The following is a 15,660-nucleotide window of genomic DNA, read 5'->3' as shown; positions in this document are numbered from 1 at the left end:
TTAGCCGAGTCCGCGGGCTACGAGGTCGCGACGTAACGACGTACGCCGTGGGACGTAGGTGGGGAACCCTCGATGCTCCGGAGCGGGGATCTCCGAAGCCGCCCGGGAGCGGATGCCCGGCCCGTCCCTCGGGCGACAGGCTCTCATCATGGACCTTCCTCGCTTCTTCGCCGCCGCCTGCGGCCTGGCCGTCGCCATCTCCTCCCTCACCGCAGCGTCCGCCGGAGCCGCCACCTCCGACAGACCTGCCGCGGTCGTGCATACGGACGCCGGGCTCGTCCGTGGGACGGCCACCGACGGCCGTCGGGAGTACCTCGGCATCCCGTATGCGGCACCGCCGATCGGCCGGCTGCGCTGGCGATCACCGCGACCGGCAGCGCCGTGGTCCGGGGTCCGGGACGCGACCCGGTTCGGTCCGAGCTGCCCGCAGTTCGCCCCGGACGGCGGCGGCGTGATGGGACAGGAGGACTGTCTGACCCTCAACGTCTGGACGCCTGCCTCCGGTCGTGGCCGATTGCCCGTCGTCGTGTGGATCCCCGGCGGAGGGTTCGTGTCCGGCGCGGGCAGCCAGTACGACCCGACCCGGCTCGTCACTCAGGGCGGCGTCGTCGTGGTCACGGTGAACTACCGCCTGGGAGCCCTCGGCTTCCTCCGCTCACCGGCACTCGCCGCCGAGGACCCCTCCGCCGGCAACTACGGGCTCACCGACCAGCAATCAGCGCTGAGATGGGTACGCCGTGACATCGCCGCGTTCGGCGGCGACCCGCACAACGTCACGGTCGTCGGACAGTCGGCCGGTGGATTCAGCGTCTGCGCACACCTCGCCGCACCCGCCTCCCGCGGCCTGTTCGACAAGGCCGTCGCGCAGAGCGGCCCGTGCGGGAATCCGCTGCTCACGCGTCCCGAGGCGGACCGTCGCGGTACGGATGCGGCCACCACACTCGGCTGTACGCCCGGCGACCTCGTATGCCTGCGCTCGAAGCCTGTTGCCGATCTCGTCCGACTCGCTGCCGACAAGGTGTTCACCGACACGGCTCCGATCAGCGGGCTGCCGTGGTTGCCGGTGACCGGGACCGCCCTGCTGCCGGAGCAGCCGCTCGCCGCGATCCAGCACGGCACGGCGGCCCACGTACCGTTCATCCACGGCGGCACGCGCGACGAGATGTCGATCTTCGTGGCGTTGAACCACGGCACCGACCGCCCACTCACAGCGGATCAGTACGCCGCCGCAGTACGCGACCTGTTCGGGCCTGCCGGGACCGAAGTACTGCGAAGGTACCCGGTGGGGCACTACCCGAGCCCGGGCGAGGCGCTGTACCGGGTGCTCAGCGACTGGGGCGGGAAGCTCGGGTCGTGCTCCATGCTGCCCGCGGACGACGGGATGGCGCGCATCGGCCCGGTGTACGGGTACGAGTTCGCAGAGGACAGCGGCCCGGCGCAGGGGATGCCGTTCCCGCTGGGGGCTCCGCACGGCAGCGATACGCAGTACTTGTTCGACGGGACGTTCTCGCCGACGCACCCGACGACTCCGGAGCAGCAGGCGCTCGCCCGGACTATGGTCGCGTACCTCGCCCGCTTCGCCGCCTCCGGCAACCCGAACGGACCGGGCTTGCCACGCTGGCCGGCGTACCGGAATAACACAGTTCTCTCACTGGCGAGCGGCCCGTCCGGCATCACGCCGACAGACCTCGCCGGCGAGCACCGATGCCGTTTCTGGCAGGCGCTTCACCCGCCGACGTCCGGCTTCACCATCAGCGGACGGTGAAGCCGGTGACCGCGGGCGCCTGCCGCGGTGGTCAGCGGACGGTGAAGCCTGCTTTGCGGAAGGCGTCGGCGAGAGAGGTTTCGTCCATTGGGGTGTCGGACTGGCGGCCGCCGCGGTTGCCTTGGTTGCCGGAGCCGCCGCGGCTTTGACCGCCTTGACCACGACCCTGACCGCCACCGCCCGGGCCCCGGCCGCCTTGACCGCCTCCGCCCGGACCGCGTCCCTGGCCGCGCCCCTGCCCCTGGCCGCCGCGGTTGCCGCCTTGACCCCCGCCTTGACTTCCGCGGTTCTGACCCGCGCGACCACCTGAGCCGCCGACCTCGTCGTCCAGCCGCAGGGTCAGCGAGATCCGCTGCCGTGGGATGTCGACCTCGAGGACCTTGACCATGACGATGTCGCCGACCTTGACGACCTCGCTCGGGTCCTTCACGAAGTTCTTGGACAGCGCCGACACGTGGGCCAGCCCGTCCTGGTGTACGCCGACGTCGATGAACGCACCGAAGGCGGCCACGTTCGTGACCTGGCCTTCGAGCCGCATCCCCGGCTTCAGGTCGGCGATCTTGTCCACACCCTCGGCGAACACCGCGGTCTTGAACGCCGGCCGCGGGTCGCGCCCCGGCTTCTCCAGTTCGGCCAGGATGTCGGTCACGGTCGGCAGCCCGAACATGTCGTCGACGAAGTCCGCCGCCTTCAGCCGCTTCAGCTCCGCGGACCCGATCAGCGCCTTCACGTCCGACCCGGTCGCGTCCAGGATCCGCCGTACGACGGGGTAGGCCTCCGGGTGCACGCTGGACGCGTCGAGCGGGTCGTCGCCGTCGGGGATCCGGAGGAACCCGGCCGCCTGCTCGAACGCCTTCGGGCCGAGCCGGGCCACCTCGCGCAGCGCCGTACGGGACGTGAACGGGCCGTTGACGTCGCGGTGCTGGACGATGTTGTCGGCCAGGCCCGGGGTGATGCCGGAGACCCGGGTGAGCAGTGGCGCGGACGCCGTGTTCAGGTCGACGCCGACCGCGTTCACACAGTCCTCGACGACCGCGTCCAGCGAACGGGACAGCGAGTTCTCCGGGAGGTCGTGCTGGTACTGCCCGACGCCGATCGACTTCGGGTCGATCTTCACCAGCTCGGCCAGCGGATCCTGCAGGCGCCGCGCGATCGAGACCGCGCCGCGCAGCGACACGTCCATCCCGGGCAGCTCCTGGGAGGCGAACGCGGACGCCGAGTACACCGACGCGCCCGCCTCGGACACGACCGCCTTGGTGAGCTTCAGCTCGGGATGCTTCGCGATCAGCTCCGCGGCCAGCTTGTCGGTCTCGCGGGACGCCGTACCGTTGCCGATAGCAATCAGGTCGACGTCGTGCGCGGCGGCCAGCGCGGCCAGCGTGGCGATCGACTTGTCCCACTGGTTCTGCGGGACGTGCGGGTAGATGACGCCGGTGTTGACGACCTTGCCGGTGGCGTCCACGACCGCGACCTTCACGCCCGTCCGGAAGCCCGGGTCCAGGCCCATCGTCGCGCGGGTGCCGGCCGGCGCGGCCAGCAGCAGGTCGCGCAGGTTGGCCGCGAACACCCGGATCGCCTCGTCCTCGGCGACCTGCCGCAACCGCATCCGCAGATCGATCCCGAGGTGCACCAGGATCTTCGTCCGCCACGCCCAACGCACCGTCTCGACCAGCCACTTGTCGGCCGGGCGGCCCTGGTTCTCGATGCCGACCTTGCGGGCGATGGTCGTCTCGTACTCCGTCGGCCCGTCCACCTCGACGCCCGCGGGCAGCGGCTCGACGGTGACCGTGAGTACGTCCTCCTTCTCGCCGCGGAACAGCGCCAGGATCCGGTGCGACGGCATCTTCGTGAACGGCTCGTCGAACTCGAAGTAGTCCGAGAACTTCGCGCCGTCGGCCTCCTTGCCCTCCCGCACCGCCGACGCCAGCCGGCCCTGCTCCCACAGCCGCTCGCGGAGCTCACCGATCAGGTCGGCGTCCTCGGCGAACCGCTCGACCAGGATCGCCCGGGCCCCGTCCAGCGCCGCCTGCGGGTCCGGGACCTCGGCGTTCACGAACACGGCCGCGGCCGCGATCGGCTCCACGTCCGGGTCGGCCATCAGCCCGTCGGCGAGCGGCTCGAGCCCGTTCTCCCGGGCGATCATCGCCTTCGTCCGGCGCTTCGGCTTGAACGGCAGGTAGATGTCCTCCAGCCGGGACTTGGTGTCCGCGGCGAGGATCTGCTCCTTCAGCGCGTCGTCCAGCTTGCCCTGGCTGTCGATGGACTCCAGCACGGTCTGCCGGCGCTCCTCCAGCTCCCGCAGATACCGCAACCGCTCCTCGAGGGTCCGCAGCTGGGCGTCGTCCAGCATCCCGGTGACCTCTTTGCGGTACCGCGCGATGAACGGGACCGTCGAGCCCTCGTCCAGCAGCGTCACCGCTGCCCGCACCTGGTTCTCCCCGACCTCCAATTCGTCGGCGATCCGCTGCTCGATCGACTGCACCACCACGTCCGTTCCCCTTCACGCCCGACAACCACCGAGCATTCTGCCCCGGCCAGGCCCCATATCCTTCCCCATCCCACCCCCCACCCCGAAACCCGTCCCATTCCCCCTGTGGACAACCCCATGCGATCATCCCGCTGGGGAGGAGCCACATGGGCCAATTCAACGGATACCTCGAGAGCGGCGAACCACCGCCGTCGCTGTGGCGCGCGATCTTGATCATCGGGTCGTGCGCCGCCATCGTGAACGCGATCTTCAACAGGCAGCTCGACGACATTCTGATTGCCGTCCTGCTCGCGGTGCAGTGCCTCCCGGCCGGCATCACCCCGAGGCGACACCGCGCAGCTCTCGACGCACTGGACCGACGTCCGGTCCTCAAGTTCGCGACCCTCTGGACGGTGGGCACCTGCTGGTTCTTCGTGATGCTCTCCCAGACCCTCAGCCGGACGACCAGCCTCTATCTAGCGGTTCCAACAGCCCTCACCCTCACAACAGCATCCGCCGTCCTCCGCTACCGGCGCCTACGAGCAATGCCGTCATGAGAGCCGCCGCCCAACGCCTCGCCGACACCCTGCTGGCCTTCGACCAACGCCTAACCCGCCGAGCTACGAGGCGACCCGGCCGTACCTTGCGGTTGTTCGCGTTGGCGATCCTTCTGTTCAACCTCTACAGCCTGACCGGCGCAAGGACCTGGCACGACGGGCTGTCGGCGGCTGGAGTCTGCCTGTGGACAAGCCTGCTCGCCATCGCACCACGAGGCCTGTACGACGGCCGCGCCGACGCGTGGTCGAAACGGCACCAGGTCGTCTCCTGGCTATTGATGATGGTGTTCCTCGGCCTCGCAGGCTTCCTGGTGATCTCAGGGATCGCAGACGACTGGCAGTTCGGCCTGACCATCTTTGTGATCCTCGTCGGCCTGGCGATCGCCAGAAGCCTGGCAGCCCGCACCAAACGACCGTCGTCCCCTTAAAGGAGCCGAATGGGGCAATTCACCAGGTACGTCGAGAGCTACCACCCAGCACTCCTCGACCGAATCCTCGGCGTGGTGGTGCCGGTGGCCTTCATCGTGCGCGCAGCGGTTCTCCACACCTTCGAGAGCATCCTGTGGGCAATCCTCCTCGCGGTCATCATGCTCCTGCCCGCGATTGCCCCGGACGCAACCAAGAACCGAACGATGCGTTGGGAGCGCAATCACCCCATCCAGTTCGGCGCGTTCAGCCTGCTGACGATGATCTGCGGCTCTTATCTGATCCTCAGGTGGTTCCTGGACCGCCCGCACAGCATCTTCATCGCCCTCGCCGTGACGCTCGTACTCCTTACCACCGCCAAGCTGCACAGGCGCGGCAAATGACCAACAACGTCGACTGGCCGGGCCGTGGACCCACCTGGCTCGGAGTGCCGGCGCTGGTGGTTGCGGTGGTGGGAGGGCTCGGGTTCGCCGAGATCAGCGAGCGGCAGGACCTGAGCCGGGAGTTGCTCAGCTCCGGGAACGCTACGGTTGCCCGGGGCGTGCAGGTGGACGTCGTCGGCACGCGCGATCCGTACCTCGAGAACGTGCATGTCGAGTTCGTCGCCCCGGGCGGTCGGCCGGTGCGAGCTGAGCTGTACAGCTGGGAGGACAACCCGCAAGGCATGCCTGAGGGCTCTCAAGCTCCACGGGCCGGCACTCGGTACGCGGCGCCGCTCCGGATCGTCTATCGCACGTCGGATCCCTCCGTTGTGCTCGCAAACGTCGACACACAGCGTTGGCTCGCGCAACGCGATCGCTGGCGCACGTACGGCGCAATGCTCGTCGGTGGGGTGCTCGGCGTGTTGAGCGCGTTCGTCCTGCTGACCATCGGCGCGCGCCGTCGTGGGCTCGCCTGGTGGAAGTGGTACTCCCCAGGTACGACGAACTCCCCGTGATCGCGCACGGGGAGTTCGGCGTACCGGCAGGTCAGGCGGCTTCGCAGAGGAGTTCTGGCTCTGGGTCTTCCGTTGCGGCTGCCTGCTTGGCTGGGCGCATGACGGTGACGGCGATGGCGACCGAGGTGGCGACGATGGCGGCGGCTACGGCGAAGGAGAAGTGGTAGCCGGCGGTCAGGGCCTCCAGTGGGGACTTGGTGCTGGTGGCGGTGTGGGTGGCGGAGAGGGTTGCCAGGATGGCGAGGCCGAGGGCGGCGCCTACTTCGCCCATGGTGCCGATGAGGCCGGAGGCCAGGCCGGCGTCTTCGGGCTTGACGTCGGACATCGACAGGCCCATCAGGGCCGGGAAGCAGATGCCGCCGCCGAGGCCTAGCAGGGCCAGGACCGGGAGGACGTGGACGAAGTAGTTGCCGCCGACCGGTGCCTGCGTGAACAGGGCCAGGCCTACGACGATCAGCGACAGGCCGGCGATCAGCGGGCGGCGCGGGCCGAAGCGCATGACCAGTTTCTCGGAGTACTTCACCGACAGGAGCCCCATCACCAGGGTGGTCGGCAGGAACGCCAGTCCGATCTCGAGAGCGTCGTACCCGAGCACCCGCTGCAGGTACAGCGAACCCAGGAAGAAGATCCCGAACATCCCGGAGCTCGACAGTGCCTGGATCAGGTTCGCACCGGTCAGTGTGCGGGAACGGAAGATCCGCAGCGGCACCAACGGGTTCGCGGCTGTCGCCTCACGGACGATGAAGCCGGCCAGGAGCACCAGCGTGACGGCAGCCAGCACCAGGGTCCGCGGGGCGGTCCAGCCGAGCTCGGCCGCGGGCTTGACGATCGTGAACACGCCGACCATGAGCGCACCGGTGATCAGCACAGCGCCCGGTACGTCGGTACCGCGTCCCAGCCCGAGGCCCTTGTCCTTCTCGATGAGCTTGACGGCCAGGGCGGTCGTCAGTACGCCGATGGGCAGGTTCACGAAGAAGATCCAGTGCCAGCTGATCGCCTGCGTCAGTACCCCGCCGGCCAGCAGACCGATGGACCCACCGGCGGACGCGACGAACGCGTACATGCCGATCGCCTTCGCCTGCTCCCGCGGCTCGGGGAAGAGCGTCACGATCATGCCCAGGATCACTGCGGACGTCAGGGCGCCGCCAACGCCCTGGATGAAGCGTGCGATCACCAGGACCTCCTGCGAGCGTGCGAGGCCGCACAGCACGGACGCGACGGTGAAAACGACCAGCCCGGCCGTAAACACGTTCCGCCGGCCCAGGAGGTCGCCTAGCCGGCCAGCCAGCAGCAGGAGCCCGCCGAACGCGATCAGGTACGCGTTGACCACCCACGCGAGCGAGGAGCTCGTAAAGCCCAGGTCGTCCTGAATGGCGGGCAGGGCCACGTTCACCACGGTCACGTCGAGCACGATCATCAACATGCCCGCGCAGAGTGTGTAGAGGGCCAGCCAGCGCGAGCGGCCGCCCTGCGCGGCCGGCGTCGTCGCCAGGGTCTCGGTCGTCGCGTACATTCCGGTTCTCCTTGCAGTTCGTCGTAGTGGCCTTACACCTCTACGTCGAACCGGGAGAGCTCAGATTGACACGTCTTCAGAAGTTTTCTGCCGCCGCGGGCGAGATAGCCAGTACGCCGTGAGCGCCGGCACCAGGCCGCTCCCGACAAGGAGCAGGGTCGGCACCTGCGACGCCAGGGCGAACCAGGTGAGCAGAATGACCACACTGCCGGCCGCAGGCAGCGGACGGCGCAACAGGAACAGGTTGGCCGACTTGAACAGCGTCTTCATCGTGGCAGTCGCAGGTGCTTCCGGCAGGATCGCCAGACCGCTCAGGTAGAGCCCGAGGATCATCCCGGTGAGTGGAATCAGGATCGCCAGCGCGACGATCCGCACCGGACCCGCGGCGTACGCCCAGAAGGAGATGCCGAACGCGAGCATCAGCCCACCGGTCCACAGACCGAATCCGGGCAGCCAGTGCTGCTTCATCATCTGCTTGAACTCGGCGAAGAACCGCCGCAGCAGCTTCGGCCGCTCCTGGCTGATCGCGTCCGGCAGCACCCGCTGCATCGCGAACGCGGCCGGGAACAGCGTCAGGATGCCGATGCTGAGCACCAGGAACGCCAGCTGCAGCATGAGCAGATCGCCGACCACCGACAGCTTCGTCAGCACGGTCGCCGTCCGGTTCGCCTTCTGCACCGATCGTCTCCTCGTTCCATCCGGGCGGGTCCTGATCGTATGATCACGAACAATCACTGACAGATCAGGGGGCTGCATGCTTGCACAGGAGCGCCATGAGCTGATCCTGCGCAGCCTGCGGCAGCACGGACGGCTCCGGGTCGCCGATCTGGTCGACGAGCTCGGCGTCTCCGCGATCACAGTACGCCGGGACCTGGCCGAACTGGACTCCGCCGGCCTGCTCCGCCGCGTCCACGGCGGCGCCATCGGAACCTCCGCGGCCGACCGGACGAGCCCCGGCAACCGGCTCACGATCGGCATCGTCGTGCCGAGCGCGGCCTCGTACTACTCCGACGTGATCCGCGGCGCCGAGGCCGTCGCCGACCGGTACGGCGCCCGCCTCGTCCTCGGCGTCTCCGGGTACGACGTGACCACCGAGCGTGAACGGCTCGACAAGGTCCTCGGCATCGGCGTCGCCGGCCTGCTGATCAGCACCGCCCTCGGCGACGGCGACGCGGACCGGATGGACTCCCGGCTCGACGACATCGACGTACCCGTGGTGCTGATGGAGCGGGCGTTCGGGTTCCCGCAGCTGGGCCGCGAGTACGACCACGTCCGCACCGACCACGCGTACGGCGCGATGCTCGCCCTCCGCCAGTTCGTCGCCCTCGGCCACCGGCGGATCGCGATCAACCTGCAAGCCACGGTCACCGCGTACTGGCTCCGCCTCGGCATCGAGGCCGCCGCCAAAGCCCTCGGCGTCGAGGTCTTCCTCTCACCCGTCGACCTCCCCGCCCGCGGCGACGACCCCGGCGCCGTCGCCCAACTCGACGCCTTCCTCGCCGAATGCGAGTCCTTCGGCAGCCACGCCGTCCTCGTCCACTCCGACGAACACGGCGCCAGCCTCGTCGAACGCGCCATGGAACTAGGCCTCCGAGTCCCCGAAGACCTCGCCGTCATTGCCTACAACGACGTCACCGCCTCCCTGGCAGTAGTCCCCCTTACCGCCGTCTGCCCACCCCGCCGCTCCCTCGGCGAATCCGCCTGCGACCTCCTCCTCCGCCGAATCCACACCCCCCAAACCCCCATCCAGCACCTAAGCCTCCTCCCCACCCTCAACACCCGAACCTCCTGCGGAACAGCAGACACCCATACCTCCAGGTAACGTGAGAGGAATCTGAGAACGGAGCGAGGGGCGAGCAGTGGACTACGAAGCGTTCAGGGCGGAGTACGAGCCGGTGTTCGATGTTCTCGGCGCCAAGGCGTTGCCGGACTGGCTCCCTGCCGCCATCGCGCATCTGAAGGAGCTTGCGGCCACCATCGACGACCCTGCTGACCGGCGGTCCGCCGAGTTCGACATCGCCGATATCGAGAGCATCGCCGCGGAGGACTCGACCGGTGAGCCGAGTTCGCCGGCGATGATGGCCGCGATGCGGGTGTACTCCGATGCAGCGGCGAATCACGGGACGCCTGCGGAGCGCATCGCCCGCCTCGAGGTCGGGATGGCCGAGATCGGCCGGATCTCCGACACCGCGCCGCCCACGGAGCGGGCGCCGCTTCTCGGGCTGAACGAGTCCCTTTACATGCTTGTCCTGTCACTGCAGTCGGAGAGCAGGTGAGCGTTTCCAGCTACCGGGAGCTGATGGCGGAGCAGCACCGTGCCGCCGTCCGGGTATCTGGCGCGCATCATTCGTCCTGGAACGGCCGGCTCGCAGTCGCCGCCCCGAACGCAAAGTCAAGGGTGTGGCGCGGTGGGACCACACCATCGAGTACGCCGATGACACGGTGAACACTCCGCTGAAGGACATGTTCGCCAATGCCAGGGTGTACAACCAGGATCCGGAGACCCTGCAGTCGTACCGTGAAGCGGTAAAGACGGTGTTGCATGAGAACACGCACCTGCTCGCAGCTGAGGGCAGCGACCACGGAGATGCACAGCAGGCCTTCCAAAACCCTTCGGTTCGCGCATTGGAAGAGGGCATCACCGAGGTCTACAGCTACACCGAACTGGACCGGTACATCGACGACCTCGGGCTTGAGGAGATCGCACCCGGCATCAGCACGGCGGATGCGAATCCGTCGTACAAGCAGTTCACGCCTGCGGCCGGGAGGTTCGCCGAGGCGATCGGTCGCCGGACCGGCCTGGAGTCGGACGACGTCGTGAATCGGCTGGCTGTCGTCAACGCCGAACAGAAATTTCGAGTTGCGGCTGAGCTCATCTATGACAACAGTGACCTGCCCGGACTGGTGCCCGATCAGGAGCGTGCTGCGGCCCTCGGGCGGATCGAGGCGGCGATGAAGCCTGCATTTGCGGACGTCGACGCAATCGACAAGACCGACGACCAGAAGCTCCGGCGAGAGTCGGCCATCGCGGGTGCCCAAGCAGCCCAGGCTGGCTACAACGAGGTGCGGGCGCTGAAGCAGCAGTGGAGTATGCCGGCTCCAGAGCAGCAGGTGCAGCGAGGGAGCGCGGCGGAGCAGACTCGTAACCCGCAGCAGACTCAGTCTCCGGAGCGGTCGACAGGTCCGCGGGGGCAGCAATGGCAGGCACCCCAGCAGATGCAGGCGCCTCAGGAGCCGACTGCATCGGCGTTTGCCGCCGGACCTCGCCGCCGCGGCGCGTGCCGGGCTGACTGGTTCGAGGCCGCTCGCTTCGGCGTCGCGCCTGTCGGAGGATCGGCAGGGCTCGCGTGGTGCCGCGACTCAGGCCGTCGGCCAGCAGCGGCAAGGGCCTGAGACGCAGCGCTGAGCGGCTGTCAGTGGCGGCCGGTTGGCCGTTGGGCGGAACTGCGATCGGCTCGGTTCCGGTCTTGATCGAATGTGATCGTTCGAGCGCTGAGGTCTTGACTGGGAAAGCCCTTACCCATACTTTCGCTGCACTTGGGTCCGGCTGAAGAGGAGTTGTCCTGTGAGACGTGGAGTGGGACTGACTCTGCTGGTCGCTGCGCTCAGCGTCGTGGTCAGTGGGTGTGGCAACGGGGTGATCGACAAGAGTACGGACGGGGTGCCTCCGGCCGAGGCGACCGGGACGTTGCGGGTGCTGATTCCGTCGTTTCCGCCGAGTACCAAGGGCCGGGACGCGTTCCAGAAGGTTGTCGACGACTTCCACAAGACCTATCCGAAGATGAAGGTCGAGCCGGACTTCGCGACGTACAAGAACCTGAACGAGAAGATGTCGACCTCGATCGCGGCCGGCATTCCGTACGACGTGATGGTGACTGGTGTCGGCTGGATCCAGCCGTTCGCGTCGAAGCGGATCTTCGAGGACCTCGGGAAGTACGGCGTGACGCCCGACTTCATCAAGCAGAAGAGCACCCCGGCGCTGATCCCGGCCGTGACGTACGACGGCAAGTTGTACGGGTATCCGCTGGTCGCCGACGCGCGGGCGGTCGCGCTCCGGAAGAGCGCGTTCGTCGAGGCCGGCCTGGACCCGAACAAACCGCCGACGTCGCTCGCGGAGATCAAGGCCGACGCGGAGAAGCTGACCAAGCGGGACAAGAACGGCAACATCACCCGCAGCGGGTTCGACCTCGCGTCCGCGACCGGGTTCCGGCAGTCGTTCACCACCTTCCTGGCCTCGACCGGTACGCCGCTGTACGTGAAGGGCGAGCCGAACTTCGACAACAAGGAAGGCCTCGACACGCTGCTCTGGATCAAGTCGATGATCAACCACGTGCAGCCGTACGGGCAGACGAACGCCGCGCAGCAGCCGCTGGTGCTGACCGGTGAGGCCGCGATGGGGATCGTGAACGGCGGCGTCGACTGTTCCGCGGACGGGATCGGCCAGAAGAACTGCGACGACCTGAAGTTCTTCCGCTTCGACAGCGGCAAGGAGATCGAGTACGTCGGTGGTGACCTGGCGTCGATCGGGTCCCGGAGCCGGCACAAGGACGCGGCGTGGGCGTTCATCCAGGCGATGACGTCGACCGCGAACCTCGACATGATCGCGAAGCTGAACAAGAAGGTCCCGGCGTACAAGGACGCGAGCAACTCCCCGCAGGCGAAGTCGAACCCGCTCAGCCAGTTCGTCGCCGACGGGCTGGTGTACGCGGTCAACGAGAACGAGGTCCCGGGCAACTGGCTCGAGATGCGCGGGAACTTCGACATCCAGCTCACCCAGGCCGTCCTCGGTCAGAAGGATCCGGCGAAGGTGCTGCACAACCTGGCAGGACAGTCCCGATGAGTACAACTCTTGAACGTCCCGCGCTCACGTCCGCCGGCAAGACCGGGTCGTCGAAGGGCGACCGGACCCTGGTCCGCAGCCAGGTCCGGGCCGGCTGGACACTGCTGACTCCCGCGCTGCTGCACTCCGGCATCTTCATCGTGATCCCGGTGATCGCGGTCGTGGTGCTCAGCCTGACCGACTACAGCTTCGGCGACTCGTTCGACTGGGTCGGTTTCACCAACTACACCGACCTTTTCCGGGACGCGAACTTCCTGGCGTCGCTGTGGCACACCGTGCTCTACGCGATCGTGGTGATCCCGATCTCGATGGCGATCTCGCTCGCGGTCGCGATCGGGCTGAACCAGAAGATCCGCGGCCTCGGGTTCTTCCGGACCGCGTTCTACATCCCGACCGTGACCGCGACGGTCGCGGTGGCGACGATCTGGCTGTGGATCTACAACCCGGGCTCCGGCCTGGCAAACGGGTTCCTCAGCCTGTTCGGCTTCGCGCCGAACCAGTGGCTGGCCGACCCGGGTACGGCGCTCCCGTCGCTGATGCTGGTCGGCATCTGGCAGGGCCTCGGTACCAAGATCATCATCTATCTGGCGGCGTTGCAGGGCGTGTCCCGCGACCTGGTCGAGTCCGCCCAGCTGGACGGTGCGGGCCGCTGGCAGCGGTTCGTGAACGTCACCTGGCCGGCGATCGGCCCGGTCCAGTTCTTCGTCCTGATCACCTCGATCGTCGGCACGTTCCAGGTGTTCGACCTGGTGTACGTGATGACGCAGGGCGGCCCGGGTTCGGCGACCCGGGTGCTGGTGATGGACATCTACCAGAACGCGTTCCAGAACTTGAAGCTCGGTTACGCGTCCGCGGAGACCGTGATCATGATGATCGTGATCGCGATCTTCATCGCGGCCGGGCGCCGGCTCCAGAAGGCGGATACCAATGACTAGTGTTTCGTTGCCGGCCGTCGGTTCCGCGAAGCCGCCGGCGTTCCGGGCAGGACGGATCCTGCTGTACGTCGTACTCACCGTCGGCGCGCTGCTGATGATCGTGCCGTTCGTGTGGATGGTGCTGACCGCGTTCAAGAGCAACGGGGAGATCGCGAAGTTCAGCTGGCTGCCGTCCGAGCTGCGCTGGCGGAACTTCGTCGAGGCGATGCAGACCGCGCCGTTCCTGCGGTACTTCCGGAACAGCCTGTTCATCGCGATCGGCGAGACCCTGTTCACGCTGGCGGTCTGTACGACGGCCGGGTACGCGCTGGCCAAGCTGCCGTTGCGCGGCGCGAAGACGCTGCTGAACTACTTCATCGTGCTGCTCATGGTGCCGTTCCAGATCATCCTGGTGCCGCTGTTCCTGATCGTGAAGTCGATCCCGCTGTTCGGCGGCAACAACATCCTCGGCCAGGGCGGTATCGGCTGGCTGAACTCGTGGTGGGGCCTGATCATCCCGCTCGGCGCGGCGCCGTTGTTCACGTTCCTGGCGCGGCAGTTCTACGTCTCGCTGCCGGACCAGCTGGCGCAGGCGGCGCGGGTGGACGGGCTGGGCGAGTTCGGGATCTTCTGGCGGATCATGACGCCGTTGATCAAGCCGGCGCTGATCACGATCGCGGTGTTCCAGATCGAGGCCGCGTGGAACGGGTTCCTCTGGCCGCTGATGATCACCACCTCGGACGAGATGCGCCCGCTGCAGCTCGGGCTGGCGATCTTCTCCCAGAACCCGGCCGAGATCCAATGGCCGTACCTGATGGCCGGTACGGCGCTCGCGACGCTGCCGATGATCGTGCTGTTCGTGTTCGCGCAGAAACGCTTCGTCGAAGGCATGGCGAACGTGGGGATCAAGGGCTGATGCCGATCGTCTTCGTCGACCTGGAAACCACCAGCGTCCGGGAGCCCTGGCTCCCGGACGGCCGCCAGATCTGGCAGCTGGCGGTGATCAGGCGCGAGGACGACGGCCGGGAGACGGCGTACAACCGCTTCATCCACCTGGACGAGCTGGACCTGTCGACGTCGACCGAACGGGCGCTGGAGATCAGCCGGTTCCACCGCCACCCGTCGCTGAACGGCTCCGTCGAGGACGTCTGCAGCGGGCGGGAGGCGGCGGAGCTGATGGTCGAGCTGACCGCGGACGAGCCGGTCTGGGTCGGCGCGGCCCCGTGGATGGACGCGACCGACGTACTCCACCTGATGCACCAGCACGACCTGGTAGGCGCCGCCCCCGACGTACCGTGGGACTTCCGTCTGGTGTGCGTGATCAGCCAGCTGCTCGGCCGGACGAAGGCCGCGCCGACTGCCGAGGTCGGTGCGATGGCTGCGGCTATCGGGATCGACCAATCGTCGTACGCGATCCACGACGCGCTGGCGGATACGTACTTCGTGCGCGATCTGTACGACGCTCTGCAGCGCTGAGGCTCCTCGAACAGGTGCTCACCCCGCCCCGGGTGAGCACCTGCGAGGCCCCCCTCCAAATGCGGTGGTCCCGAAGAAACACCGGAGCTTCCCCTCGGCCCCCCGCTGGGTCGCTCACTCGTCTTATCGGCGTGATGTGTGACTCGTTACAGCATTTGTGAGGATTTTTCGCCGACCTGTCCGCGGTACGACGGTTCGCACGCGTCCGGCGACGTTCGGTACCGGATCAGCGCACGTGGCTGTGGACAACGTGCCGCACGATCGGCTCGAGGTCCGTCGTACCGAGCAACTCGAGCGCGTTCGTGGCACGGAGCGTGGCGATCCCGTGCAGGTTCGTCCAGAGAGCGGTGGCGCGGAGTTCGGCGTCGTCCGGATGCAGCCGGCCGATCACCTCCACGAACGTCCCGAACAGCGGCAACGACGTCGCCCGGAGGTTGCCCCCGGCACCGGCCAGCAGGTCGTGCCGGAAGATCAGGTCGAACATCCCCGGCCGCTCGGCGGCGAACTCCAGGTACCGCCGCGCGCTGACGACCAGCTGCTCCTCGGGTGGTTCGCCGTCCGGCGGTCGCAACCGGCCGGCGAGGTCCTGCAGCCCCGTCGCCGCGATCGCGGCCAGCAGCGCGTTGTGCGTCGGGAAGTACCGCCGCGGCGCGCCGTGCGAGACGCCGGTCCGGCGGGCGATGGCGCGCAGCGTGAGACCGGCGAGGCCTTCCTCCTCGAGGAGATCGACCCCGGCCTGAACGAGCCGATCGGGCAGGGACACGT

The 15,660-nt window shown here is 67.9% G+C and carries 16 protein-coding genes; 12 read left to right on the top strand and 4 right to left on the bottom strand.

All coding sequences use genetic code 11. The features are described from left to right. Nucleotides 1-148: 148 nt before the first annotated feature. Nucleotides 149-1,765 carry a carboxylesterase/lipase family protein gene (locus tag ACXJJ3_RS20265; protein WP_458171767.1) on the top strand — a complete coding sequence of 539 codons (1,617 nt, stop codon included), beginning with the start codon at nt 149-151 and terminating at the stop codon, nt 1,763-1,765. Nucleotides 1,766-1,796: 31 nt separating this feature from the next. Here the strand turns inward: ACXJJ3_RS20265 and ACXJJ3_RS20260 are convergent, their stop codons facing one another. Next, nucleotides 1,797-4,253: a Tex family protein gene (locus ACXJJ3_RS20260; protein WP_458171766.1), complete on the bottom strand. Its 2,457-nt coding sequence runs from the start codon at nt 4,251-4,253 to the stop codon at nt 1,797-1,799. A gap of 146 nt (nt 4,254-4,399) precedes the next feature. Between ACXJJ3_RS20260 and ACXJJ3_RS20255 the strand changes: the two genes are divergently transcribed. The 4 genes from ACXJJ3_RS20255 to ACXJJ3_RS20240 are packed head-to-tail and all read left to right on the top strand — an operon-like array spanning nt 4,400 to nt 6,152. Continuing rightward, on the top strand, nt 4,400-4,789 hold the full coding sequence (locus ACXJJ3_RS20255) for a hypothetical protein (protein ID WP_458171765.1): 390 nt from the start codon (nt 4,400-4,402) through the stop codon (nt 4,787-4,789). Next, nucleotides 4,786-5,217, top strand: a complete 432-nt coding sequence (locus tag ACXJJ3_RS20250; RefSeq protein ID WP_458171764.1) for a hypothetical protein — start codon at nt 4,786-4,788, stop codon at nt 5,215-5,217. The genes ACXJJ3_RS20255 and ACXJJ3_RS20250 overlap by 4 nt, the downstream gene beginning before the upstream one ends. A 9-nt stretch (nt 5,218-5,226) precedes the next feature. Then, complete coding sequence (locus tag ACXJJ3_RS20245; RefSeq protein WP_458171763.1) at nt 5,227-5,598, top strand: hypothetical protein; 372 nt, start codon at nt 5,227-5,229, stop codon at nt 5,596-5,598. Then, the gene (locus ACXJJ3_RS20240) at nt 5,595-6,152 is read left to right on the top strand and encodes a hypothetical protein (RefSeq protein WP_458171762.1); all 558 of its coding nucleotides are present in this window, start codon (nt 5,595-5,597) and stop codon (nt 6,150-6,152) included. The genes ACXJJ3_RS20245 and ACXJJ3_RS20240 overlap by 4 nt, the downstream gene beginning before the upstream one ends. Before the next feature lie 31 nt (nt 6,153-6,183). Here the strand turns inward: ACXJJ3_RS20240 and ACXJJ3_RS20235 are convergent, their stop codons facing one another. Then, nucleotides 6,184-7,665: a DHA2 family efflux MFS transporter permease subunit gene (locus tag ACXJJ3_RS20235; protein WP_458171761.1), complete on the bottom strand. Its 1,482-nt coding sequence runs from the start codon at nt 7,663-7,665 to the stop codon at nt 6,184-6,186. A gap of 60 nt (nt 7,666-7,725) precedes the next feature. Beyond that, nucleotides 7,726-8,343, bottom strand: a complete 618-nt coding sequence (locus ACXJJ3_RS20230) for a DUF624 domain-containing protein (protein WP_458171760.1) — start codon at nt 8,341-8,343, stop codon at nt 7,726-7,728. Nucleotides 8,344-8,419: 76 nt separating this feature from the next. On the opposite strand from ACXJJ3_RS20230, the gene ACXJJ3_RS20225 reads away from it, so the two are divergent. The 7 genes from ACXJJ3_RS20225 (at nt 8,420) to ACXJJ3_RS20195 (ending at nt 14,895) form a co-directional block, all read left to right on the top strand. Then, a complete protein-coding gene (locus ACXJJ3_RS20225; RefSeq protein WP_458171759.1) occupies nt 8,420-9,487 on the top strand; it encodes a substrate-binding domain-containing protein in 1,068 nt (355 codons plus the stop codon). A 37-nt stretch (nt 9,488-9,524) separates the two neighbouring features. Continuing rightward, nucleotides 9,525-9,941 (top strand): hypothetical protein, encoded by a 417-nt coding sequence (locus tag ACXJJ3_RS20220; RefSeq protein ID WP_458171758.1) that lies wholly within the window; start codon nt 9,525-9,527, stop codon nt 9,939-9,941. A 124-nt stretch (nt 9,942-10,065) separates the two neighbouring features. Further along, the gene (locus tag ACXJJ3_RS20215) at nt 10,066-11,058 is read left to right on the top strand and encodes a hypothetical protein (protein ID WP_458171757.1); all 993 of its coding nucleotides are present in this window, start codon (nt 10,066-10,068) and stop codon (nt 11,056-11,058) included. Nucleotides 11,059-11,230: 172 nt separating this feature from the next. Beyond that, nucleotides 11,231-12,505 (top strand): extracellular solute-binding protein, encoded by a 1,275-nt coding sequence (locus tag ACXJJ3_RS20210; protein WP_458171756.1) that lies wholly within the window; start codon nt 11,231-11,233, stop codon nt 12,503-12,505. Then, nucleotides 12,502-13,440 (top strand): carbohydrate ABC transporter permease, encoded by a 939-nt coding sequence (locus ACXJJ3_RS20205; RefSeq protein ID WP_458171755.1) that lies wholly within the window; start codon nt 12,502-12,504, stop codon nt 13,438-13,440. The genes ACXJJ3_RS20210 and ACXJJ3_RS20205 overlap by 4 nt, the downstream gene beginning before the upstream one ends. Further along, nucleotides 13,433-14,335, top strand: a complete 903-nt coding sequence (locus ACXJJ3_RS20200; RefSeq protein WP_458171754.1) for a carbohydrate ABC transporter permease — start codon at nt 13,433-13,435, stop codon at nt 14,333-14,335. Before ACXJJ3_RS20205 ends, ACXJJ3_RS20200 begins: the two co-directional genes overlap by 8 nt. Continuing rightward, on the top strand, nt 14,335-14,895 hold the full coding sequence (locus tag ACXJJ3_RS20195) for a hypothetical protein (protein WP_458171753.1): 561 nt from the start codon (nt 14,335-14,337) through the stop codon (nt 14,893-14,895). Before ACXJJ3_RS20200 ends, ACXJJ3_RS20195 begins: the two co-directional genes overlap by 1 nt. 226 nt (nt 14,896-15,121) lie before the next feature. Here the strand turns inward: ACXJJ3_RS20195 and ACXJJ3_RS20190 are convergent, their stop codons facing one another. Continuing rightward, nucleotides 15,122-15,658, bottom strand: coding sequence for a TetR/AcrR family transcriptional regulator (locus ACXJJ3_RS20190; protein ID WP_458171752.1), 537 nt, complete (start codon nt 15,656-15,658; stop codon nt 15,122-15,124). Nucleotides 15,659-15,660 lie beyond the last annotated feature (2 nt).

It is taken from the genome of Kribbella sp. WER1 (assembly GCF_054189145.1).
The sequence above is the reverse complement of the archived record's forward strand: the minus strand, read 5'-3'. Positions and strand labels throughout refer to the sequence as shown.